The following is a 22,935-nucleotide window of genomic DNA, read 5'->3' on the forward strand; positions in this document are numbered from 1 at the left end:
AATTTCAGTGTTCTTCCTTCTTACACAACAGTAAACTTCTAGAACACCCTATTTTTTACTGTCTAAATATTACTTCATTTCTTTTATCAATTGTTTTGTTTTCTCTATAACAGCATCTTTTCCTTCGATAAACTCTTCAATTGTTTGGTATACTTTATACTGTGGTACAGTACCACTACCTTCTGGAAATAATTTCTTATCGACATCTTGCTCATTAATCACAATGAAGATGGAAAAGATTAATTTAGAATTGGGTAGATTATAAAACAATGGAATAGATCCTGTATGTCTGTAATATCCTCCTCCAGTTTCTTCTCCAATAAAAATGGCATTACTTTTATCCCTCACTAGTGCGCTAAACAAACCTCCACCAGAAAAAACTCTACCACTTGTTAAGACAAATACATTTCCTTTAAACTTGTTTTTTGCCGGATCACGATGAATAACCTTATCTTCTCTCCAATAATACGCCCCATCATCTCCTTTTATCATTTCTTCTTTCACCATTTTCTTCATAGTTTTTTGGATAGCCTCAGGTTTACTATCGGCATCTAATTCCATCATATCATACCATTGTGGTAGTAAATACTGCGGATATGGTGGTACATTATCAATGGTGTTTAATTTTCTATACTTGTTTTCTTTAAAATGTGTATCAATTAGGTACGAAGCTAATTCCATATCATTTCCATCATCTCCACCAGTGTTTTCTCTGATATCTAAAATCAGATTCTTAATTCCTTTTTTATTTATTTCACTGAAAGCGTTTTTAAGGAATCCGAAGAATTTTTTTTGATTCTTTCGGGTTTCAGTCGAAAATGTATTTACTGTTAATAAAGCCGTATTATCATCCACATATTCTAAGTAATATGGTTTTTCATAATGACTTTCTGTAACTGTATTTTCTAATTCGGATTTCGGAATTCCCGGTAATTCTACAGTACAGCTTTCCTTATCTGAATCATGCAAATATGCTATGGTAAATTTCTCTTGTGGTCCAAAAGCCAAAAAGTAGTTGGTCGAAAAATCATCTTCTAATTGCCTGTATTTAAAAGTAGTATTATACCCATCTGAACTCAGTAACTTAAAAGTTTCTGTAGTTATCTTTTTAATTGTGTTTCCGTTAATACTTAAAATTTGAGTTCCCTTCTTTAATTTCTCATAATCCTGAGCAACGACTAACGTATCTTTTAAAAATTTCACTTTAAAAGGGAAAAAGGCTTTGGTAGCATTGTTCTTTACTTCTGAAAAAATGTCTCCAGAAGTATAAAAACTAGAATGTCCACAATTAATTTTGGTATGAATACCCGTAATTAGATTATAAAATTCCCGAGCGTTTTTGAGTGTTGGTAGTTTTTCATTTGCTTTTTTGAATATTGAGTCAAAGACCTCTTTAGAAGTATACAAATACATTCCACTATGTGCCGTTTCTATAATATTACGGTAGATTTTTAAATCTTCTTTTAATACTAAAGGATCAAATGGTTGTCTTGGCGATGCTGGTATAAATGCTATCTCCTGTCCATCTTGATTAACAAAAACAAACTCAGTTTCGGTTAGTTTTTTAATCGTTCTGGTATTGATTTCATTAGTTTTACTATTTACATAACTTATCGTTTTGCTATTACCATTATACGTCCATTTCTCTTCGGTAACATCTCCATTTACCTCTGTATTTAATGTATAGTCTGAATTGAATTTGAATCTGGCATTGGATACCAATTCTTTAATTGATAATAGTATTTCCTTTTTATTAGATTTTAGTTCTTTGCCTTCTTTTTTATTACCCTTTTTTTCTACTTCGGTCAATATTTTCACATATAAATCCTCGACTACAGATTCTATTCCCGATGGATCGTATTTCCACTCTCGATCTAATAAATATTCTAAATCTTGAATCTTCTGGCCATATACAGAAATACTTATAAAAAATAAGAGATTGATTATGTATGTTAGTTTTTTCATTTCTTTTTTAATATTGTAATAATTTGATCAATCACATAAATAGTTACTCCAATCAGGATGGGGAGTATAAGAACCATATCGACTCGTATTGCCGGACCAGTTATGGTTTTTTCCCATTTGGTTATCTGTAACTCCCAAACAATAAAACTGGACCAGATCACAATTAAAAAAACCAGTAATATTATAACTACACGTTTCATTTTTGAATAGTTTATTTTAACGTTGCACAAAGATTTGTTAAAAGGAAAAAGACGGCCAAGAAAACCAATAGAGTAGCGGTTCGGATTTCAGAAATCCGAACGGAAATGGTAGTAAAATCAAAGGTTTCATTCCTGTTTCAGGAATCCGGACATAAAAAAAGAAGGTTATTCGTCGTTTTTAAAACGAGAAGGAGTAGTGCCTGTATATTTTCTAAAAGCATCATAAAACGTACTTTTACTTTGGAAACCAACTTCGTTACCAATGCCTTCGACGCTTAAACTATTTGCAATATCACTTCTTAGAAGTTCTTTTGCTTTTTCAACTCTAAAACTATTGATATATGAGTTGAAATTTTGATTAAGCTGGGAATTTATTACACCAGAAATACGTTTGGGATGTGCTCCTATCTTTTCTGCAATATCAATGATAGTTAAATCAGGTATAGTATATACCTTTTCATCCTGAATATATTTCTTTATTTCTTGTAGTAATTGTATTGTACTTTCATTATTTATTAAAGAACCATTGTTTTTGTCATTTTTGTCAACAGTTTTTTCACTATCCTCAATAGGGATTAAAGTCTTTACATTTTGCTGAAGAATACCTCGTACCGATATCCAATACAATAACATAACATTAATAGTAGAAAGAGTTAGATGAAAGTAAAAACCAGTGTCAAAAAACTCTGAAGCTATTGCAATAAAAGTAAGGAGAAGCCCAAAACCAACAAACCCTCTTGCCCAACGTAACTCTCTGTATTCTGTAGACGTATATTGATCTTTTAACTCTTTGGTATGTTTTTTTATAAAGTTTAAAGTTTTAAAACCTATATAGAAAGAAAAAAGAACTCCTCCTAAAAGTACAAGATTATACCAAAGAGACTCTTCTATTATTATTTTCGAGTCATTATCCTGAAAAAACACAACTATTCCGATAATAAATTCTAATACTCCCGGGATTAGCACCCCATAATTGAGTTTGTTTTTAGAGAGTATTGAAACCTGCTGAACGTAGATATAAAATAAAGGAAACATCAACCAGGTAAAATCAAAAGGCAATAAATTGTATCGAGGATAATACGTTGTAATATTTAAATCTTCTAATATTGCCGGGAGCAGGTTTAAAGCATATACAATTATAAACAAACCCAAAAACAAAGTAGACTTATCCCTTTTTCTATTTATAATAATAAGTAACAGACCAAGAATAACCCCTTGTATTAACCCAAGAGTGTCGATCAGCGATACAACATTATAATTTATCTCCATTATCTAAATGTATAGAAATTTATAGATTAAACATTATCACAATAATGACTCCAAAAAAACATTAATTATAAAATTATTTAGATTGATTAAAAGTCACTCGGGTTTTTGCCTGTATATTTTTTAAATAATTTATTAAAATGACTAGAGTCTGTAAAACCTGTTTTTTGAGCTATTTCAGAAATATTCAAATTTGTTTGTTTCAATAATCGTTCTGCCATTTTGATTTTTGTCTGAATTACATATTGCTGTATCGAAATACCCGCATGTTTTTTAATAAATACACTTACATAACTAGGAGACATATTAAATGTTGCAGCAATTTTTTTTATTCTAATAGCATCCTTATCCAAAACGTTCTGCCGAATATATGTAAGTACATCACTCACCTTTTCTTCTTCAGAAATGGCAGGTATAGCAACATTCTTATTAAGGTTTCTTGATATTATAATTAATAATGCACCTAATAGCTCTAATAAAATTGAGCGGCTATATAAAGAGGGGGTTTGGTACTCTTTTTTAATAATTCGAAACAATTCGAATACATGCGATCTATCTGTAGCATTAGAAATAATATTTTCGGGAATACTATTAGCATGTAATACAATAGCATCTATATTCTTTCGCCATTTTAAATCAGAAACAAGTTCTGTTTTTTCTATAAAAAGTTGCTCTGTGAATTTAATAAAGCCAAAATCTGTATGATCACTAATGATAAATTCGTGTTCGTCCTTTGGCGTTAATAAGAAGATATCCCCTTCTGTATATTCAAAAGCACTCTCATTTAAAATGTGTTGTCCATTCCCCTTGAGAATAAAAATCAATTCGAAAAAATTATGAGAATGCTTTGGATACTCCCACTTATCAAGTGACAGTTCGAATACATTTAAAGATTTTGCACTAAAAAAACGTTTTGACACAAGTATACTAGCATAGGTTTTTACAAATATACAATGAATATGTACCAAAAACAGATTTCTTCCTTCATCTAAATTTGCATTATAAATCAAATGGTAAAATCCAATGAAACCAATAAAAATATCTTTTTTAATACTCTCTATAAGTGCATGTGTAGTTCTATTTTCTAGTCATACTTCAGAAAAAAAACTTATAAAGACCACCACAATAGAAACCGATAGCATAACAGATCATTTCTGGCCAAATAATGCACGACTGGTCATCTCATTCTCAATGCAATTTGAAACTGGCGGACAACCAGAAGGTGCAGAAAGTCCTTTTGCTGCTAAACCATTACCAAAGGGACATCCTGATCTTCCCGCACAAAGTTGGTTTCGTTACGGTGCCAAAGAAGGTATTTACCGAATGCTTGATTTGTGGGATAAACACAATATCAAAGTTAGTTCTCATATCGTTGGTGCTGCTGCTATCAAATACCCCGAAGTTGCCAAAGCTATAGCAAATCGCGGTCATGAAATTGCAGCACATGGTATCGCATGGAGTGACCAATGGGATATGACATATGAACAGGAATTAGCATTTATAAAAACTGGTATTGACACAGTTGAAACGATTACCGGACAACGGGGCAGAGGTTATAATGCGAATTGGTTACGACGTAGTCCCAACACACTAAAAGTGCTACAAGAACTTGATTTCTTATATCATATAGATGATTTAAGCCATGACGAACCATTTATCACAGAGGTTAGAGGAAAGGATTTTGTAGTCATGCCGTATACACTTCGTAATAATGATATCGTAAATATTGAAGGTAAAAATTGGACTCCTGGCCAGTTTTTAAATCAATTAAAAATGGAGTTTGATCAATTATATGATGAAGCAGGAAGTAAAAGAAGAATGATGTCTGTGAGTTTACACGACAGAATCGGTGGGGCACCATCAATTGTTCGTGCGGTAGACCTATTCATACAGTATGCTAAGAAACATAAAGGTGTTGTATTTATGCGTAAAGATGATATTGCAAAAATGATAAAAGACGACCCAAAGACACCTAGAGATAATTCTGAATTAATGTATAACCAATGAAAAATACAACTTCAAAAAATCATGCCTATTTACTACTACGATTAGCAATGGGCGCCAACCTTTTAGCACATGGATTGGTACGAATTCCAAAAATAGAAACCTTTAGCAACTGGATGACAAACCTTTATAAAGAAGTAGTATTACCCGAAATATTCATTTCTTCTTTTGCCAAAATATTGCCCTTTGCAGAACTCACGATTGGTATCTTCCTAATTTTTGGGTTATTTACCTATCGTACCTGCCTCGCTGGAGGAATACTAATGATTATTCTAATTTTTGGTTCTTGTTTGGTCGAACAATGGGAATGGGTCGGATTTCAAATGGTCTACGTACTGTTCTTTTACCTTTTGATTGATACAACACAAAACAACCCTTTTTCAATTGATAACCTCTTACAAAAATAAGTTATGAAAACCACGCTATATACAAAATACAAAATGAATGGGATTTTATTAAAAAATCGTTTTTTAATGGCCCCTATGACACGCTCCAGAGCAGAAGAACCTGGAAATATACCTAATGCTTTAATGGCAAAATATTACGAACAAAGAGCATCTGCCGGGATTATTATTACCGAGGCTACTCAAATTTCTGTACAAGGAATGGGTTATGCAAAAACTCCAGGAATCTATTCTCAGAAACAAATCGAAGGTTGGAAACTCGTTACAGAGACAGTACACAAAAAAGGTGGTAAAATCTTTTTACAACTATGGCATGTGGGACGTGTTAGCTCTTCAAAAGTAAACGGGTTACAACCTATTGCTCCCTCTGCTCAAATAGCAAAAGATACACAAGTATATATTTTTGATGGTGCTCCTAATGGTGATGCTACATTTGTTCCTGTCGAAAAACCTCGGGAGATGACCAAAGATGATATTACTCAGGTTATCGAAGAATTTAGGATAGGAGCTAAAAATGCTATCGAAGCCGGCTTTGATGGAGTCGAAATTCATGGAGCTAATGGATATCTTATTGATCAGTTTTTACGAAGTAATAGCAACCATAGAACAGATGAATACGGTGGCACCAAAGAAAACAGAATTCGTATTCTTAAAGAAATTACACAAGCCGTGGCAGATGAAATAGGTATTGATAAAACAGGAGTACGATTATCCCCTTTTATAAGTTTTAAAGATATGAATGATCCCGAAATTTTAGAAACCATTATGATTGCTGCCAAAACATTAAACGAAATAGGAGTAACCTATATTCATTTATGCGAAGCCGATTGGGATGATGCTCCCATAATTCCAGAAGATTTCAGAATTAAATTGAGAGCTAATTTTACGCATACAATTATAGCTACAGGAAATAAAACTCCCAAAGAAGCTAATGGTCTATTGGGCAAAAACTTAGTTGACCTGGTAGGATTCGGAAGAAAATTTCTAACTAATCCTGATTATCCGAAACGAGTACAATTAAATGCTACAATGAATGATATTTCTGATTCCCATACTCTTTTTGGCGGTGGGGATGCAAGAGGGTATACCGATTATCCATTTTTAGATGTATAAAATTATGGTCACAAAAGAACTTAATCCTGCCGGTAGTTTTAAAAATTGGGATAGCACTAAAATGCAAGAACTACAAAACAGCAATAAAAGTAATCGCATTGGAAACACTCTATTATTTGAAGATGATAGTATTAAGGTTTGGTCTATACTATTAAAACCCGGAGATCAATTACCGTTTCATAAACATACAAAAAACTATACCTGGATTTGTTTAACCCAAGGGGTTGCCATATCTCATTATGAAAATGGTAGGATTGTCGAAATAAAGTATCAAAAAGGAGATGTATCATATTATGATCATGATACCAAAGGTGATTTTGTTCATGATTTAAAAAATACTGGTGATCAACTATTAAAGTTTAATACGGTAGAATATAAATAATCTCCTATTACTTTGTTAATATACACTCCTCGTCATTCAATTCTGTTTCAATAGTACAGTGGCTAAAATGATAGATCATTAAGGCCTTTTTAACTTCTGATTTTATATGAATAATCTGATTGGTTTCTGTAATGTCTTTTAGCTTAACATGTGCTGTAAAAACATGATGTTCTCCCTCTAGTGACCATACATGTAGGTGGTGTATAGAATCGACACGTGGTACTTGTAGTATTTTTGATTTTACTTCTTCTATATTAATATCTTTCGGAATTCCCTGTAAGAATACGAATAATGTTTCTTTTAATCGCTTAATAACATTATATAGAATATACAGGGTTATTAAAAGAGAAAGGGCAGGGTCGAGGTACTGTACATCTGTAAAATATATAGCAATCGCTGCAAAAAGTACAGCAACCCAACCCAATACATCTTCTAACAAGTGCCAGGAAACCACTTTCTCATTCAACGATTTCCCGCTACTTACTTTCCATGCTGCATAACCATTAACTGCTATTCCTATAAGTGCAAAAACAATCATTCCTCCAGCATCAGAATGTTCGGGTTCTAATAATCTGCCTATGGCTTCATAAATCACATAAATGGATCCTAAAATCAAAACAATGCTATTAATCAGGGCACCTAAGAGAGAGAAACGCCTATAACCAAATGAGAATTTGGCATCGGCTTCTTTTTTAGATTTCCCTTCGAGGTACCAGGCAGTACCTAAAGAAAGTGAATCTCCTAAATCATGAATAGCATCAGAAATAATAGCAATGCTATTTACATAAAGACCTCCTATAATTTCTAAAATTGTAAAGCCCAAATTTAGAAAAAATGCAATTTTTAAATTCTTTCCTGCGTGGTCATGTGAGTGGTCGTGTCCCATAATTACTTTTGGTATGATTCTAATTTTATTTTCAAATCATGAGGTATAGGCATTGTTTTTAAAGGAGGTACATTAGCACCTCCTGTATTACCAATAGGGACCTTATTAATAAAAGATTTCCAACCACCCACAATCAAGCGAATAACTTGTCCAAAAATCTCTTTAATATCTCTGGTAAGCACGCCATATTTAAGCATTAAATAATGCGTATAAGAATGCTCCCACGGGTATGATTGCCCCAAAATATGGCTGCGTTCTAAATGATCCCAGGCTTTTGGCAAATTGTTATTGGATAATGCCGTTTTATAAAGCGACAATTCTTTATCATATTCGATTTTAAGTTTTGGTGGTATTGTTATATTAAACTTCATATAATTACATGTTTTATACAAAAATATGTACAGTAGTCATGCAACGGAAGTGCATTTATTAACCGCTACAATGCTCACATATACCTTTTATGACCAAATTCATGTCTTCTGCTATATATCCATCTGGTAAATTGATTTGAGGAATTTTATGCTCTGTAAGACATGTCGTTTCTCTACAGTTATTACAACGAAAATGTAAATGTAAATCTCTGTCAATATCACAATTACAACCAGCTTCGCAAAGCGCATATTTTATCGTGCCCGTTCCATCATCTACCTGGTGTACTATACCTTTTTCCTCAAATGTCTTTACGGTTCTATACAGCGTTGTTCTATCTGCTTTTGCAAAAGCATTTTCAATATCTCCAAGTGTTTTAGCTACATTACTCTGAGTCATATATTTATAGACCAATAATCGCATCGCTGTTGGTCGTACTTTCTTTGATTCTAAAAAACTTTCAATAGTGTTCATTATTAATGCCCGTGACCGTGACCTCCTTCTTCACTATTTTTTGCCTTCCCTAAAATGGTAAAAGCATCTTTTATTACTAATCGAATGATACTAATATCTTTATTTTTATCCTCTAATGTAATCGCTACGAATCCTTCTTCTTCGGTCCCTTTGGTGATCGGTATCATTTCAAAATCTGTAACCATTGTTTCTCCCTCGTTTCTTTTTTCTCCTGCTGCAAAAACATAATGGTTTCCATCAAAACGAACTATGGCTTCTTCTGGAACCGCATATGCTTCGCGAGCACCGACTTCAATTTTTGCGTTTACAAACATTCCCGGAAGCAACTCCTGGTTTTTCTCTTTTAAATGCCCATGAATAGTTATTGATCTATCATCACTTACATTATTACCTATCAAGAAAACCTCTGCTTCCATCCATTTATCAGGTTCATTTGCTAATCGAAAACGAATACGTTGCTCATTTTTTATTAATGGGATATCATCTTCATACACTTTGAGCTCGACATGCAAATCTTCGGCATTAGTGATATCCATTAACACGTCTTCTGATCCAAAGTATTTTCCGGTATTTACATATACTTCTCTCACTACTCCATTAATAGGAGAATATACATTTACCATAGAAGATACTCTTCCATTGTTTACATTAGAAGGATTGATACCTACCATTTTTAATTTACTTTCTAACGCCTGAATATTTGCTTTATTAATTAGGTAATCACTTTTTGCCTTTTGAAATACTTTTGTCGAAGAGACATTTTCTTTATTTAGTGTTTCCTGACGTTTATAATCTGCTTTCAGGTATTCATTTTTTGCAACTGCTTCGAGGTAATCTCTTTGAAACTCTATAAAATCAGGATTCTCTACCCTTGCTACAAGTTGTCCTTTTCTTAATCGTGTGCCTGGTAACATATCGGTAAATTTCAAAAACCCTCCATAAGGAACCGTAATAGACAGATTACTTTGTGGCGGAACATCGATCATCCCATTTACACTTAACTCATTTCCTATTTTACGTTTCTGAGCTTTACCTATTTCTATTTGAGTTTGCTTCATTTGTTCATCGGTCAACTCAATAAGGTTTTCGTTACCTTCTTCATGTTTTTCCTCAGAAGTTGTAGTTGGTTTATTATTACACCCTAAGATAAGCAGAAGTATGAATATAGCTATTAATTTATATATGTTTGTTTTCATTTTTATTGAATTGCGTTTATACTTTCAATTTCGATAAGAGTTTGATTGTAAGCGTTTATGAATTCTAAGTATTTGGTTTGAATTTCTAGTGCCCGATTGAGTCCTTGTACATATTCTATATATCCTATAGCTCCTTCTGTAAAACCTCGCTGAGATTGTTTTAATAACAGTTCGGATTGTGAAAGCGCATTTTTCTCATAATACAACAAGTTCTTTTGGTTTTTTTCTAGTCGTTCCAAAAGCATATTTAACCGAGTAGTGACTTCATTTTCAACCACATCTAACTGTGCCTGACTTTCTTTTTGACGAATTTTGGCAGCTTTTATTTTTGCTGCATGTGGTTTGCCCCATATCGGAATAGCCAAACCTAACTTTACCCCGGTAAATCTGTCTCCAGAATCAAAAATCACATCGGATCCATTTGCGGTTTGTCCCGGGCCATTAAAAGATTGATTAAAATACCCTAATGTGATATCGGGAAGCATTTTTGATACGGCTACCGATTTCTTAATATCGGCAATCGCTATTTGTTCCTTGTAAAAAGATAGTGTAGGATTTTTTTCTACAGCTGTAGTATTTTGATCTACTGGCAGTAAATTTGATTTTACTTTTAAATCTCCTACAGCAATATCAACCTTGTTTTCAGAATTTACCAATTTTTGCATAAGCAATTGATATCCTCGTATGGTTGCATTATTCTCCTGTATTTTAATTTGTAAATCTGCAACTTCTGCATTGGCTGTTGCTTGTTCTAATGCATTACTTTCTCCTGTTTTAAATCGCAGGTTTGCAGCATATACAAATCGCTGATAAATACTATCTTGTTTTTGAAGTAATTGTTGTTTACTCTTTAGGAACCACAATTGATAATACGTTGCTTTTAATTGTGTTACTATTTTATTTTGAACCACTTCCTGATTCAATTCACTGGATTTTATTGTTGCTTTAGCCAACTTATTCTGGTTGGTGTAAAGCGTAGGAAAGGCAAACGTCTGGCTGACACTAAACCGAGTATCATTATCAAAATCGCTATTGGTTTGTCCATATGTCAGATCAAAATCAGTTTTGGGCAGGTTAAAACTAGTTCCTTTTAAGGCATGTTCTTTCTTGGTTTGAAGCGCAGCAACTTTTAGGTTTGGATTATTTCTTAAAGCTGCGTCCATAACTTCTTCTATACTTTGATATATGGTTTTTGCTTCACTAGTCTGAGCATTTATGCTAGTCATATTTCCTGCTACTACAAGAAATACTACTAGTAAAAGCATTGCTTTTTTTGGTTTCATTTGTACTCTTTTTTCAAAATAATAATAGAGAATAGGTAATACTACCAGAGTTAAAAAAGTAGCGGTAATCAATCCTCCTATAACTACTGTTGCCAGAGGTCGCTGTACCTCTGCTCCCGAAGTTTGAGAAATTGCCATTGGTAAAAATCCTAATGAAGCAACAGTTGCAGTCATAATTACGGGTCGTAATCGAGTTTTGGTTCCTTTATAGATTCGTTCAAAAATATCGGTAATACCTTCTTTTTTTAATCGATTAAATTCTGCAATAAGTACAATTCCGTTTAAAACTGCCACACCAAATAAGGCTATAAAACCGACACCAGCAGAAATGCTAAATGGTAGATCTCTAAGCCAAAGAGCAAAGACACCTCCAATAGCAGAAAGAGGGATTGCTGTAAATATTAAAACTCCTTGTTTTAAAGAACCAAAAGTAAAATACAATAGAATGAAAATAAGCAGTAATGCTAAAGGAACTGCTATCGCCAAACGTTGCTTAGCTTTGATCAGATTTTCAAATTGACCACCATAAGCAACGGTGTATCCTGATTCAAAATTTACCTGATTATCAATTTTAGCGCTAATTTCTTTTACAACACTCTCGACATCGCGATCCCGAACATTGAAAGCGATGATAATACGTCTTCTTGTATTATCTCGTTGTATTTGATAAGGGCCATCTTTGATAGACACAGTTGCCAGTTGTTGCAATGGAATTTGCTCTCCATTACGCCCATTAATATAAAGATTCTGCACATCTGCAAGACTGGTTCTGTTACTATTATCTAATCGTACTACCAAGTCAAAACGTTTCTCTCCTTCATACACCAATCCTGTAGATGCCCCTGCAAAAGCTGCCTGAATTGTATTATTAACTGCTTTAATATCCAAGCCATACTTTGCCAATTGGGCTCTATTATAATCGATTACTATTTGTGGTACTCCTGTCACCTCTTCTACATAAACATCGACTGCTCCTTTAACTTTTCCTGCAATTTTACCAATCTGATTGGCATAAGAGGAAAGTCGGGTTAAATCCTCTCCATATATTTTTATGGCTACATCCTGGCGTACCCCTGTCATTAGTTCATTAAATCGCATCTGAATAGGTTGTTGAAAACCAAAAGCCACTCCTGGTAGCACTTCTAAAGCTTCTGCCATTTTATTAGCCAATTCTGAACGATTGGAAGCAGATACCCACTTTGATTTATCTTTAAGAATAATCATCATATCTGCGGCTTCTACAGGCATAGGATCAGTAGGTATTTCTCCCGAACCAATTTTTGAAACCACTTGTAATACTTCTGGAAAATTATCGAGTACTATTTTCTCTGCTTTGGTTGTAGCTTTTATTGTATTAGAAAGAGAGCTTCCGGTAAGTACTCTGGTTTCTACAGCAAAATCACCTTCTTCAAGTGTTGGAATAAATTCTCCTCCAAGGTTATTAAACACCAAATATGCTATTATAAAAAGTCCTGATGTAATTGCCAGAATAAATATTCTACTACGCATCGACCATTTAATTATAGGTTCATATAGTCTATAGAAAAAATTCATGATTTTATCAGAAATATTCTCTTTATGGGTTCCTTTTTTACTCAACACCAATGCAGACATCATAGGAACATAAGTTAGTGATAGTATGAAAGCTCCCAGGATAGCAAAACCAACTGTCTTCGCCATTGGACCAAACATTTTTCCTTCTGTTCCTACCAGGGCTAAAATGGGTAAATACACAATAAGAATAATGATTTCACCGAAAGCAGCAGAATTTCTGATTTTACTAGCTGATTTATACACTTCTTCATCCATCTCTTTCTGTGTCAACTTCCTATTAAGTTTTAAAGCTCCAAGATGAAACAAAGTAGCTTCTACAATAATTACTGCACCATCTACTATCAAACCAAAATCAATTGCCCCAAGACTCATTAAATTTGCAGAAACCTCAAAAAGGTGCATCATACTAAAGGCAAACAAAAGTGACAATGGTATTACCGATGCTGTAATAAGCCCTGCACGCCAATTCCCTAGTAATAATAATAGGATAAAAATAACAATCAATGCTCCTTCTATAAGATTAGTAGTCACTGTACCAATTGCATTATTGACTAATTTGGTCCTATCTAAAAAAGGTTCGATTATTACTCCTTCTGGAAGCGTTTTGGTAATAGATGCTATTTTGTCTTTTACATTTTTAATTACTTCTGCAGAATTTGCTCCTTTAAGCATCATTACAATAGCACTTACTACTTCTCCCTCTCCATTACGAGTGGTAGCGCCATAACGAATAGCTTTTCCGGTTTGTACTTTGGCTACATCACTAATTAAAACTGGTATCCCATCAGATGTTTGTTTGATAAGAATGTTTTTTATATCCTCTATGGTACCTATCAATCCTTCACTTCGTATAAATAAGGCTTTATCATTCTTCTCTATATAGGCACCACCTGTATTTTGATTATTACTTTCTAATGCATTAAATATTTCAGAAATAGATATATTCATAGCATTTAATCGTTCGGGACGTATTGCAATTTCATATTGTTTTAGATATCCTCCAAAACTACTTACATCTGCTACTCCTGGTGTACCTAATAGTTGACGTTTTATAATCCAATCCTGAATAGTTCTTAATTCTGTTGCATCATATTGGTCTTCGTAACCTGGTTTTGTAGTAATAACATATTGGTAAATTTCTCCCAGACCAGTAGTTAAAGGTGCTATCCCTGGTTTTCCTATATTTTCAGGGATTTGGGATTGTGCTTCGACAAGACGTTCACTAACTTGTTGTCTTGCCCAATACACATCTACGTTTTCTTCAAAAACAATGGTTACTACTGATAGTCCAAAACGCGAAAACGAACGTATTTCTTCAATTTCGGGAATGGTAGCCATTGTAATTTCTACAGGAAAAGTGATTAGCCGCTCTATTTCTGGTGATGCCAATGTTGGAGAAGAGGTAATCACCTGTACTTGATTATTTGTAATATCGGGAACAGCATCCACCGGCAGCTGTTTTGATGAATATATTCCCAAAATAATCAATGCTAGTGTTAGTAATCCAATAATCAATTTATGAGTTATGGAATACCTAATTATTTTATTAAGCATATAATAGTTTTAATTCAGTTAGACATCTCGATTCAATCTGATTTAACAGAATTTCTCGATGTTAAATAGCTGTTACTTTCTTTTAAAAAGATAGCAACAAGACATAGTTATCCTATAAAACTAAATTAAACTTGCGGTGGTTGGAATAGTGTATTAGAGATTTCTTTACCAACACTATCAAAATGGGCAAATAACTCTGTAGAAATTTCTGGAGATATTAATTGATACGTATTAATACTAAAATCAATAACATGAACGTGGCAACAATGACATTGACAGAAAGGAGAGCATAAATCATTCTCTATACTATGATCGTGATTTTCGCAAGAATCTGCAAAAGCTTCAATTTGAGAATCCTCTGTGATAGGTATACTATCATTACAAGGCATAAAATCGAGTGCCAGAAAATATATTGATAATATGAATGCTAAAATCTTCACATTACAAAGATAATAATATTGTAATGCAATGGTATTGCAAAATTACCTAGATTCTAAATGTTATTAATTATTTTCTTTAAAAGCACACATACTACTCTTAAAAATAAAAAACAATAAGAATTGGAGTCTGTTTTTTAAGGTTTTATATTCAAAACAAGACCAAAAAAGCGACCCCCGGGTTAACTACTCCCAGGGGTCTAAATTGAAACTTAATTGTATTTAACACAAACTCAACTTATACTAATTATGATAGTTTCAATTATATTGTTTTGTTAGTCTAGGCTTATGATACGAAGATAAGCGCTATCCTTTAAATATTTTAACGTTTTTTTGATGATAATTAACACTTAATAGTATCTTAATGCATTGATAAAACCAATAATACTAACTAATTAAAAGTTAATTTTTAAACTATTTTATGTACCAATTATGGTATATTGATTGTTGTATTCCCAGTGTTTTTTAATTTTTTTCCCTAACACTGAAGACCCTTATTATAGCAAAATTCGTGCCAATTTTTAAGTTAATCTATTTTATTCTAAAAATAAATATGATTTAAAACCCTCGGGTAACTACTCCCGAGGGCTAGAATTGAAACTAATTATGAAATTTTACACAAATTCAACTTACATAATTAATCGAGTTTCAATTATTGTACTGTAATATCAAAACTTTGGGTAATATCAGTATCACCTCCAGCATTAGCAATATTTCCAGCAGCTACTCCATCTGCAGCTTTATTAGGTTGGTGTCTCAATGTTACTGTAAGAGTTCCGGTTCCTGCATCTGTTGTAGTTACTGTAAATGTTAGCCCAACAGGATTCGTTGTCGTAAAAGAGGTTCCATCTTCTTTTTTATAATCTGATTCTTTATCAGTATAAGCTGTCGTGATATTTAATGCAGAACTTGCTTCATAGAAAAACTGATGCTCATCTGCTTCTGCTTCTATTTCTTCGTTAATTAATTCGGCAGGACTCTCGGATTCATTAAGCAATTCTACAGATCCAGTATATGTTGTATTGGCGGTTAAATTACCCGAAACCGTTATTACTGGTGCTACTGGTCCATCTGCTCCATCTTCATCGGCAACAACTAAAGTTACGGTTCCTCCACCGCCAACTAGAGATACTGTCATTTTAGTTATTAATTCCTCTTCATTAACCGGTACAGGATTATCATCATCGCTAGAGCAAGATGCGAATAAAATACCTCCGACGATAAGCGTTGATAAAAGTTTGCGTGTGTTCATCATTTCTAAAATTTAATTTAATAGTTAATTGATAATCTTAATAAAAAATTCCTACCCAAATCATCTGCAAAATATCGCTGACGATTTAAGTAATTTCTATAGCTTGTATTTAATATGTTGTTTATTGTTAATCCAACTTTTAGTTTATTTCGTTCTCCTAAAGAGAACTCCATACTAGTATCTGCATTTAATAAATGATATGCATCTGGAGGAGTATTTACCTCTAATAATACATCTTCATTTTGCTGCGGAGAGAACACAGATATATTGGACGGATACTCATTTTGTCTAAAAAAGTATTGACTTTCTAAAGAAACATTAAGCCCAAACCAATTTTTGTTACTATAAGTAATACCGTTATTAAAAGTTGGTGCAGGGATATTGATTAATGCAGCATCTTTTTCATTTTCTTTTCCTTTTACCATAGAAAAACTATGATCTGTTCTCCAGCTCTGATGCCAATTAGCATAAAGTTTTGCATCAACACCTAATAACCTAACATTGGTTTGTCGATATTCCCAAACAGGAAATGCTCCTCGTATAGATAGTTCAACATCTACAGGTTCTAGCAAAATATAATCATTTATAAAATTGGCATATGGCGCAATTTCCCACCCCCATTTTTCTGTATTCTTTTGTGCGGTTACAGATATTTTATGTGATGTTTCCTGGTCCATTCTTAAATCTCCCAACTCAATTCTGGCAGCCGAGTGGTGTAAACCGTCACTAAATAACTCTGAAGGATTAGGAGCACGTTGTGCCAGCGCATAATTGAATCTAAATTCGTAATCTTCTTTAAAAATATATTGTATTCCAGCGGTACCAGAAATACTATGGTAATCAAAAACTGGATTAGTTAACCATTGTGTATTAAAATCCTCAATAATGAGGTCAGAAAAACCTACATCATATCCTCTTTCTTCCCACCTTGATTTTAAATAAAACTTCTTAGCATCCATACGATTATAATCATATCGAATACCTGCATCTATAATGATATCATTTGTTAAGCTATATTCACCTGTAACAAATACTCCAGCATCATACTTATCATAGTCGGGAATTAATCTTTTTACTCCTGTACTGGGGTCTGCAAAATTATTCTGATATCTAAATAGCACTCCTACATTCCACAGAAAATCAGGATTCGAATCAAAACTAAAATCTGAAGTTAGCGTATGTGTTTTTAGCTCAAGATCTATACTAGGTAATTTGGTAAGTTCTTCTGTTCTGCGAATATCAAACTCAAATCGTTTATTATATTGAAAATCATATTGTGTATTCCATTTCCCAAGTTCTTCAAAACGTTTAAAATACCGAAGACGTCCCAGATGGTGGGTAACTTCTTGCTTAGGATTATCAATCTCATAGGTAAAATCTCTAACAATTGCAGGTCGCTGTTCATTAATAGCATCTATAAGATCGTCTACATTACCAATATGAGATGTTGCCAATACTCCAATTTCATTATCAAAAAAAGAATAATATGCATCCCAGCCGTGGGTAAATTTATTTACTCCAAAAGATAGGGAGGCTCCTTTTTCGAATACTCCTGTATTAGAAAGAACATAGTCTGGTGCTTCTACATCTCCAAAGCGTTTTAATGTTCCTTGTACTTTAAAAAACCATCCGTTTTTATATCCTTTTATCAATTCTGAAGAAACCGATCCTCCTCTACCATTTACAGCTCCCGATAACCGGGTTTTCCCAAACAAAGTATCTTTTGCAGGTACTTTACGAGGTTCCATAATGATAACGCCACCAATTGCGTCTCCTCCATATTGTAATGCAGAAGCTCCTTTAACAACAGTAACATTTCCTGCGGTGTTAATATCTACATTAGGAGCATGTTCGTCACCCCATTCCATATCTTGCATCCGAACGCCATTATTCATGATCAATACACGACTTCCACTAAGACCTTGAATAATCGGTTTTACAATCGTAGATCCGGTATTTAAAGACGAAACACCTGTAATTTCTCTAAGGGCATCTCCCAAAGAGGCACTGCCGTATTTTTCTATGATATCAGAGCCTATAGTTTCTTCTTGAGCAGAAGTTGTTTTAGTATCATTGACTCCCGAAACTTTTACTTCTTCTAATTCATTAAGGTGATGTTCTAAGGAGAAATCTTTTGAGGACGTTTTGCCTACATCAAGAGTTACTACCTGCGAATTACACTTTTCATGAGAAATAGTAAAAGCATATGCTGTTGCACATAAACCTGTAATAGAATATCTACCAGAAGCGTCTGTCACGATTGTACGATTATTAAATGTTATTGTGGCGCCTTCAAGGGGTGCTCCGTCATGAAAATCTATGACTCTGCCAGAAAGTGTTTTATCACATTCTTGTGCTGAAAGGAGATTAATCCCGAGAAGAAACACAAGTAACCAAGTGTGTCTTTTCATTTGTAAAATAAATAATGGATAAACTGATTGGTATGGATATACCACAGTTAAGTTTCAGTAATAAAGTTTAGGTAAAACTAAGCTGCAGGGGGAGCTTTGTTTAGAAAATTGTAAGCAGCAGATGAATCAAAATATCGATTCACATAAGTTGCTCGAACAATATCGGCAGGAACATGTACTGCTTCAGGAACAGTAACCGTGTCTGCAGATGTAAAATTATCATTATGATGATCAGAAGTAAACTTACAAAGAGAGCAGTCTATATCATCAGCATCATGACCTACAATATGCAAGTCTGCTAATTGAATGATACCGAAGAGTACCAAAAATATGGAAGCTAGTATTTGTCTATTAAACTTCATAACAGCAAATAAACGAAAAAAAATGATTGCTTATTATATTTTTTGGCTAAGAAAGTGTTAAAGACGTATGAAATCTATACTTTTTTGTGCTATTGCCTCCAAATGTTTTGATAAATTACTGCTTTGCCAAGGATGTTTTACTCCAAATATATGATCAGCTCCTTCTACCAAGAAAATATCACTGTTAATACTCCATTCATGTATATTTTTACTTTCCTGTACATCAACTGTTGGATCTTCTGTACCGTGAATAACTAAATGTGGAATTTCAATTTTTTTGGCCGCATTAGCGATGGTTAATCTATCTTCATTTTCTATAAAAGATGTATAAAACTGAAAATAATGTGGCATTTGCTGTTTGGTTCTTCCGTTTTCGATATACGTTACTCCTTTCTTCTGCCAATATGCAAAGGCTTCTCCTTTTGGAAACCGGTTTTTATAATCAGAAACACTTGCCCATGTTATTAATGTAGTGATTCTCTTATCTTCTGCAGCTTTAATAGTTACAATTCCACCACCACGAGAATGGCCTATCAAAGAAATGTTTGAAGTATTAATTTCATTTTTGAATTTAAAGTCTGAAGAGGTTACCCAATTTATAATGGTTTCTAAATCATCTAATTCTTTGATATAATTATTATTACCAAAAGCTTCGAGGTCAGGAAAATCTATGGGTTGTTTTATAGTACCTCCATTATGCGAAAAATTAAATTTCACAAAGAAAAACCCAGCTCTGGCAAAAGCTTCTGCCACCAAATCCCAGGCGCCCCAGTCCTTAAAACCTTTATACCCATGACAAAAAATAACAATAGGTTTTTGCAACTCATTATTCGTATAAAAAACATCTGTCAAAATTGGTTTTTGATGTTTTCCTGTTACTATTATATTTTTGTTTTTGATCATCATAATTCTAAGTATAGAGTTTAGTATCTACGCTATTGCAGCTACACTTCTTTTTCAATAAATGGGATTTCAATATTAAAAATTTCCAGGATTAGTTTTTTTAACTGTAGCAGATAATCGTCAAACACTGCATTTGTAATTTCGTAATTTGCTTTCCCTCTTATGCTTTCTTTTGTTCCAAACTTAAGAAACCCTTCCTGAAGATTCTTAAATGAAATTATACCTGCTTGAAAAGCTTCTGAAATTGGATTTTCATTATGCTGCATGTATGCATATGCCAAAACCTGGATTACTTTGCTATATTTATAGTCGTCGGTAATTATATCCCAATCCATAATAACAACATCATTTCGACCTACTCTTCCTGTCTTATAATCTATTATCCTTACTTGCCCATCTAGCTCATCAATACGATCTACTTTTCCTTTAATATAAATAGGAAAATCCAACTCAGGAATTTTTAATTTTGTTTTTAGATTACTTTCTATGGCCAAAATCTTTAATCGGGCTCCACTCTTTATTAGTTTCTCTTCGGCTTTCAGGAAATTATATACATACTGCTTCGCCACTTCAAAAATCAAAAGATTTTTACCCTGCGTGATATTGAGTTTTGTATATTCTTGTTTAAACTGATCTCGAAGTTCGATATCAATTTGACCTCTCATCCTATTGATATCTTCTATAGTAAGAAACTCACCTTCTAATGGCTTATAAAAAGTTTCGAGTGTATTATGAATAACTGTCCCCAAAGTATTTGCAGCAATAGTTTCTTCTACCTGTTCGGTTTCTGTAACACCCAAAACATATTTATAATAGAAATCCATCGGGTTTCTTATATAAGCAGTAAGTGCAGAAGGGGATAACCCATGTGCACCTAGTTCTTTTAATTTTAGCAAAACCACTTCATTTTTCTTTATCTGCAATGGTTGGTTGGTTAACATTGGCACTTCTGCCGACACTACATATTTTGCAAGTTTATGCTTGGGTCTTTTATCAATATCTAACTGAAGCAAAAACCTACTCTTTTCTCCACCACCTACTCCTTCATCTTCTGTATTATACAGCAGGTATACTTTTTTAGCTCTTTGTATTAATCTATAAAAGTGATATGTATATATAGCGTCTTTTTCTTTATATGTAGGAAGGCTGTATGCTCTTTTGAGATCATAAGGAATGAAAGAATTCATACTTTTACCAGCAGGTAAAACTCCTTCATTAACTGAAGTAATAATAACAGTTTCAAAATCAAGACATCGGGATTCTAACATTCCCATAAGTTGTAATCCACTAAATGGTTCACCAGAAAAATCTAATGTCTCAGACATCATAATATCTTTATACAATGTATATAAAGATCCTATCGTTTCTAAATATTGATAGCTACTATGTAACGTAAAAACTTTATTAAAAACTAAATGAAAATGATATACATATTCTAGTTCTAACTCATCGTTTTTCTTATCAAGATTATCCTTGAGTAATAGTATTATTTTTCTACAATTTTCTAAGGCTGTAGTAACATCTTTCCAAGGTTCAAATATTAATTTAAGCACTTGTTTTTCCTTATCCGAAGCTTTTTCCTGTAGTTTATCTAATGTTATGTAAACGATATTTTCTTTAGAAATGGTATTGATCAATCGTGTTGCTTCAAATCCTAATATTCTATATGCAGGTAAGCTATTTAAAATTTCTAATACTAATTTATAATAGAATCCTTTGGGGTTAGAATTTTTATGAAGACTAAATACCAGCTCAAAAAATGCAGCAATAGGAACTTCTTTAAGAGGTAGTCCCATTGTAATATTTAGGGCTTCGATTGTATTAGGTAATGAATTAAGTAGGGGTTGCAATAGCGTTTCGTCTGCAAGCACTAAAGCTGTTTTTTCGACCTCGGACTTGGGTATCGATGTAAGTAACTGACCAATAGATTTTGCTTGCCCTATATTTTTAGGTACTCCTACCAGAGTAATGTCTTTTTCTTCAGAAAAATTGTTTTGCACCCATTGAAATGGATTCTTTTTATAATATCCCCATTGATTTTTATATGTTCGTAAGAATAACGATGCTTCGTGGTAGGTATTCTCCATAAAAAACTGATCTGCATCCCAATACACCCGAGCAATATTAGCTTCTAAAAGTGATTGAAAAATGATCTGCTCTGCATTATTCAAGGCATTAAACCCTACCAGGATATGTGTTCTATTTTCGGTATTAATATACGTCTGGATATCTTCTGATGCTTTTCTGTACAGCAACCCCTGATATCCTATTTTTTTAGAAAGTAGTTTATTTTTAAAATTATCATAGTAATCCATCAGATTTTCCCAAAACCTAATATAATTTTTAACCAATTCGGTTTTTTCTTTTTGTAAATACCAATGGTTTAAGTCTTGTATTCCTGATAAATAAGCAAAAAAGCTCTTATGATCTATACAGTACCTGTCGATTTCATTAAAATCATAGATTAAGGTCTGAGCCCAATTACCAAATGTTTCAAAATCTTCCTTTTCTAGGTGAGTATGAGTGTTTAAATATGTTTCATAAAACTCAAATAACGTCTGTACGTTATCAATCTGTTGCAGTCCTGATAATCGAACAATAAATTCTTCAATACTAAGGATTATTGGCGCAAAAAGAGTTTGATCGGGATAGACCTCTAAAAGTTCTTTTTTAAGAAAAAGCCCTGCTCTTTTACTAGGTACCAGAAAAATCAGATCACTTACTTTTTCTGTAGTGCCTTGCACTTCTAGTATAACTTCTTTTAGAAAACTTTTCAAGTATTTATGATTTTAAGCACAAGATATTAAATCTCTAAACAAACCTTAACCCACTAAGCAGAATCAATCGTGCTAAATTAAGATATTTTATATCTATTTAATTTTCTAAAAATAAAAAACGTCCCGAAAATTTCGGGACGTTT

Annotated in this window: 19 protein-coding genes; 4 read left to right on the forward strand and 15 right to left on the reverse strand. The window is 33.2% G+C overall.

Going from position 1 to position 22,935, the window contains the following annotated elements; all coding sequences use genetic code 11:
- Positions 1 to 69 precede the first annotated feature (69 nt).
- The 4 genes from NNL09_RS07000 to NNL09_RS07015 form a co-directional block, all read right to left on the reverse strand.
- Positions 70 to 1,965 (reverse strand): S41 family peptidase, encoded by a 1,896-nt coding sequence (locus tag NNL09_RS07000; RefSeq protein WP_196911676.1) that lies wholly within the window; start codon positions 1,963 to 1,965, stop codon positions 70 to 72.
- A complete protein-coding gene (locus NNL09_RS07005; protein WP_025666242.1) occupies positions 1,962 to 2,165 on the reverse strand; it encodes a hypothetical protein in 204 nt (67 codons plus the stop codon). The genes NNL09_RS07000 and NNL09_RS07005 overlap by 4 nt, the downstream gene beginning before the upstream one ends.
- A 165-nt stretch (positions 2,166 to 2,330) precedes the next feature.
- Positions 2,331 to 3,434, reverse strand: a complete 1,104-nt coding sequence (locus NNL09_RS07010; RefSeq protein ID WP_196911675.1) for an AraC family transcriptional regulator — start codon at positions 3,432 to 3,434, stop codon at positions 2,331 to 2,333.
- A gap of 86 nt (positions 3,435 to 3,520) precedes the next feature.
- The gene (locus NNL09_RS07015) at positions 3,521 to 4,351 is read right to left on the reverse strand and encodes a helix-turn-helix domain-containing protein (protein ID WP_196911674.1); all 831 of its coding nucleotides are present in this window, start codon (positions 4,349 to 4,351) and stop codon (positions 3,521 to 3,523) included.
- 103 nt (positions 4,352 to 4,454) lie between these two features.
- On the opposite strand from NNL09_RS07015, the gene NNL09_RS07020 reads away from it, so the two are divergent.
- From NNL09_RS07020 to NNL09_RS07035, 4 genes are read left to right on the forward strand one after another with little or no spacing between them, the layout of a single operon-like run.
- The gene (locus NNL09_RS07020) at positions 4,455 to 5,438 is read left to right on the forward strand and encodes a polysaccharide deacetylase family protein (protein WP_196911673.1); all 984 of its coding nucleotides are present in this window, start codon (positions 4,455 to 4,457) and stop codon (positions 5,436 to 5,438) included.
- Positions 5,435 to 5,842 carry a DoxX family protein gene (locus NNL09_RS07025; RefSeq protein ID WP_196911672.1) on the forward strand — a complete coding sequence of 136 codons (408 nt, stop codon included), beginning with the start codon at positions 5,435 to 5,437 and terminating at the stop codon, positions 5,840 to 5,842. Before NNL09_RS07020 ends, NNL09_RS07025 begins: the two co-directional genes overlap by 4 nt.
- Before the next feature lie 3 nt (positions 5,843 to 5,845).
- Positions 5,846 to 6,952 (forward strand): alkene reductase, encoded by a 1,107-nt coding sequence (locus NNL09_RS07030; RefSeq protein ID WP_196911671.1) that lies wholly within the window; start codon positions 5,846 to 5,848, stop codon positions 6,950 to 6,952.
- 4 nt (positions 6,953 to 6,956) lie between these two features.
- Entirely contained in the window at positions 6,957 to 7,334 is a 378-nt protein-coding gene (locus NNL09_RS07035; protein WP_196911670.1) for a hypothetical protein, read from the forward strand.
- A gap of 7 nt (positions 7,335 to 7,341) precedes the next feature.
- Here the strand turns inward: NNL09_RS07035 and NNL09_RS07040 are convergent, their stop codons facing one another.
- The 11 genes from NNL09_RS07040 to NNL09_RS07090 form a co-directional block, all read right to left on the reverse strand.
- Positions 7,342 to 8,220, reverse strand: coding sequence for a cation diffusion facilitator family transporter (locus NNL09_RS07040; RefSeq protein ID WP_196911669.1), 879 nt, complete (start codon positions 8,218 to 8,220; stop codon positions 7,342 to 7,344).
- Positions 8,221 to 8,222: 2 nt separating this feature from the next.
- Positions 8,223 to 8,591 carry a DUF3703 domain-containing protein gene (locus NNL09_RS07045; protein ID WP_025666234.1) on the reverse strand — a complete coding sequence of 123 codons (369 nt, stop codon included), beginning with the start codon at positions 8,589 to 8,591 and terminating at the stop codon, positions 8,223 to 8,225.
- Between the two features lie 58 nt (positions 8,592 to 8,649).
- Entirely contained in the window at positions 8,650 to 9,063 is a 414-nt protein-coding gene (locus NNL09_RS07050; RefSeq protein ID WP_025666233.1) for a Fur family transcriptional regulator, read from the reverse strand.
- A gap of 2 nt (positions 9,064 to 9,065) precedes the next feature.
- A complete protein-coding gene (locus NNL09_RS07055; protein WP_196911668.1) occupies positions 9,066 to 10,259 on the reverse strand; it encodes an efflux RND transporter periplasmic adaptor subunit in 1,194 nt (397 codons plus the stop codon).
- 2 nt (positions 10,260 to 10,261) lie between these two features.
- Complete coding sequence (locus tag NNL09_RS07060) at positions 10,262 to 14,650, reverse strand: CusA/CzcA family heavy metal efflux RND transporter (RefSeq protein WP_196911667.1); 4,389 nt, start codon at positions 14,648 to 14,650, stop codon at positions 10,262 to 10,264.
- 125 nt (positions 14,651 to 14,775) lie between these two features.
- Positions 14,776 to 15,090 carry a DUF6660 family protein gene (locus NNL09_RS07065; protein ID WP_196911666.1) on the reverse strand — a complete coding sequence of 105 codons (315 nt, stop codon included), beginning with the start codon at positions 15,088 to 15,090 and terminating at the stop codon, positions 14,776 to 14,778.
- 649 nt (positions 15,091 to 15,739) lie between these two features.
- A complete protein-coding gene (locus NNL09_RS07070) occupies positions 15,740 to 16,339 on the reverse strand; it encodes a hypothetical protein (RefSeq protein WP_025666229.1) in 600 nt (199 codons plus the stop codon).
- Between the two features lie 17 nt (positions 16,340 to 16,356).
- The gene (locus NNL09_RS07075) at positions 16,357 to 18,750 is read right to left on the reverse strand and encodes a TonB-dependent receptor (protein ID WP_196911665.1); all 2,394 of its coding nucleotides are present in this window, start codon (positions 18,748 to 18,750) and stop codon (positions 16,357 to 16,359) included.
- A 77-nt stretch (positions 18,751 to 18,827) separates the two neighbouring features.
- Entirely contained in the window at positions 18,828 to 19,112 is a 285-nt protein-coding gene (locus NNL09_RS07080; RefSeq protein ID WP_025666227.1) for a hypothetical protein, read from the reverse strand.
- A gap of 57 nt (positions 19,113 to 19,169) precedes the next feature.
- Complete coding sequence (locus tag NNL09_RS07085) at positions 19,170 to 20,018, reverse strand: alpha/beta fold hydrolase (RefSeq protein WP_317193940.1); 849 nt, start codon at positions 20,016 to 20,018, stop codon at positions 19,170 to 19,172.
- 38 nt (positions 20,019 to 20,056) lie between these two features.
- Positions 20,057 to 22,792, reverse strand: coding sequence for a PD-(D/E)XK nuclease family protein (locus NNL09_RS07090; protein WP_196911664.1), 2,736 nt, complete (start codon positions 22,790 to 22,792; stop codon positions 20,057 to 20,059).
- Between the last annotated feature and the right edge of the window lie 143 nt (positions 22,793 to 22,935).

The sequence above is a fragment of the Aquimarina sp. EL_43 genome, assembly GCF_943422735.1.
Taxonomy (GTDB): Bacteria; Bacteroidota; Bacteroidia; order Flavobacteriales; family Flavobacteriaceae; genus Aquimarina; species Aquimarina megaterium.

Coding starts and splice junctions, on each gene's coding strand:
- NNL09_RS07000 (WP_196911676.1), bottom strand. CDS start 1,965: ATGAAAAAACTAACATACATAATCAATCTCTTATTTTTTATAAGTATT.
- NNL09_RS07060 (WP_196911667.1), bottom strand. CDS start 14,650: ATGCTTAATAAAATAATTAGGTATTCCATAACTCATAAATTGATTATT.
- NNL09_RS07070 (WP_025666229.1), bottom strand. CDS start 16,339: ATGAACACACGCAAACTTTTATCAACGCTTATCGTCGGAGGTATTTTA.
- NNL09_RS07030 (WP_196911671.1), top strand. CDS start 5,846: ATGAAAACCACGCTATATACAAAATACAAAATGAATGGGATTTTATTA.
- NNL09_RS07045 (WP_025666234.1), bottom strand. CDS start 8,591: ATGAAGTTTAATATAACAATACCACCAAAACTTAAAATCGAATATGAT.
- NNL09_RS07075 (WP_196911665.1), bottom strand. CDS start 18,750: ATGAAAAGACACACTTGGTTACTTGTGTTTCTTCTCGGGATTAATCTC.
- NNL09_RS07040 (WP_196911669.1), bottom strand. CDS start 8,220: ATGGGACACGACCACTCACATGACCACGCAGGAAAGAATTTAAAAATT.
- NNL09_RS07020 (WP_196911673.1), top strand. CDS start 4,455: ATGAAACCAATAAAAATATCTTTTTTAATACTCTCTATAAGTGCATGT.
- NNL09_RS07050 (WP_025666233.1), bottom strand. CDS start 9,063: ATGAACACTATTGAAAGTTTTTTAGAATCAAAGAAAGTACGACCAACA.
- NNL09_RS07010 (WP_196911675.1), bottom strand. CDS start 3,434: ATGGAGATAAATTATAATGTTGTATCGCTGATCGACACTCTTGGGTTA.
- NNL09_RS07080 (WP_025666227.1), bottom strand. CDS start 19,112: ATGAAGTTTAATAGACAAATACTAGCTTCCATATTTTTGGTACTCTTC.
- NNL09_RS07085 (WP_317193940.1), bottom strand. CDS start 20,018: ATGATGATCAAAAACAAAAATATAATAGTAACAGGAAAACATCAAAAA.
- NNL09_RS07025 (WP_196911672.1), top strand. CDS start 5,435: ATGAAAAATACAACTTCAAAAAATCATGCCTATTTACTACTACGATTA.
- NNL09_RS07055 (WP_196911668.1), bottom strand. CDS start 10,259: ATGAAAACAAACATATATAAATTAATAGCTATATTCATACTTCTGCTT.
- NNL09_RS07005 (WP_025666242.1), bottom strand. CDS start 2,165: ATGAAACGTGTAGTTATAATATTACTGGTTTTTTTAATTGTGATCTGG.
- NNL09_RS07035 (WP_196911670.1), top strand. CDS start 6,957: ATGGTCACAAAAGAACTTAATCCTGCCGGTAGTTTTAAAAATTGGGAT.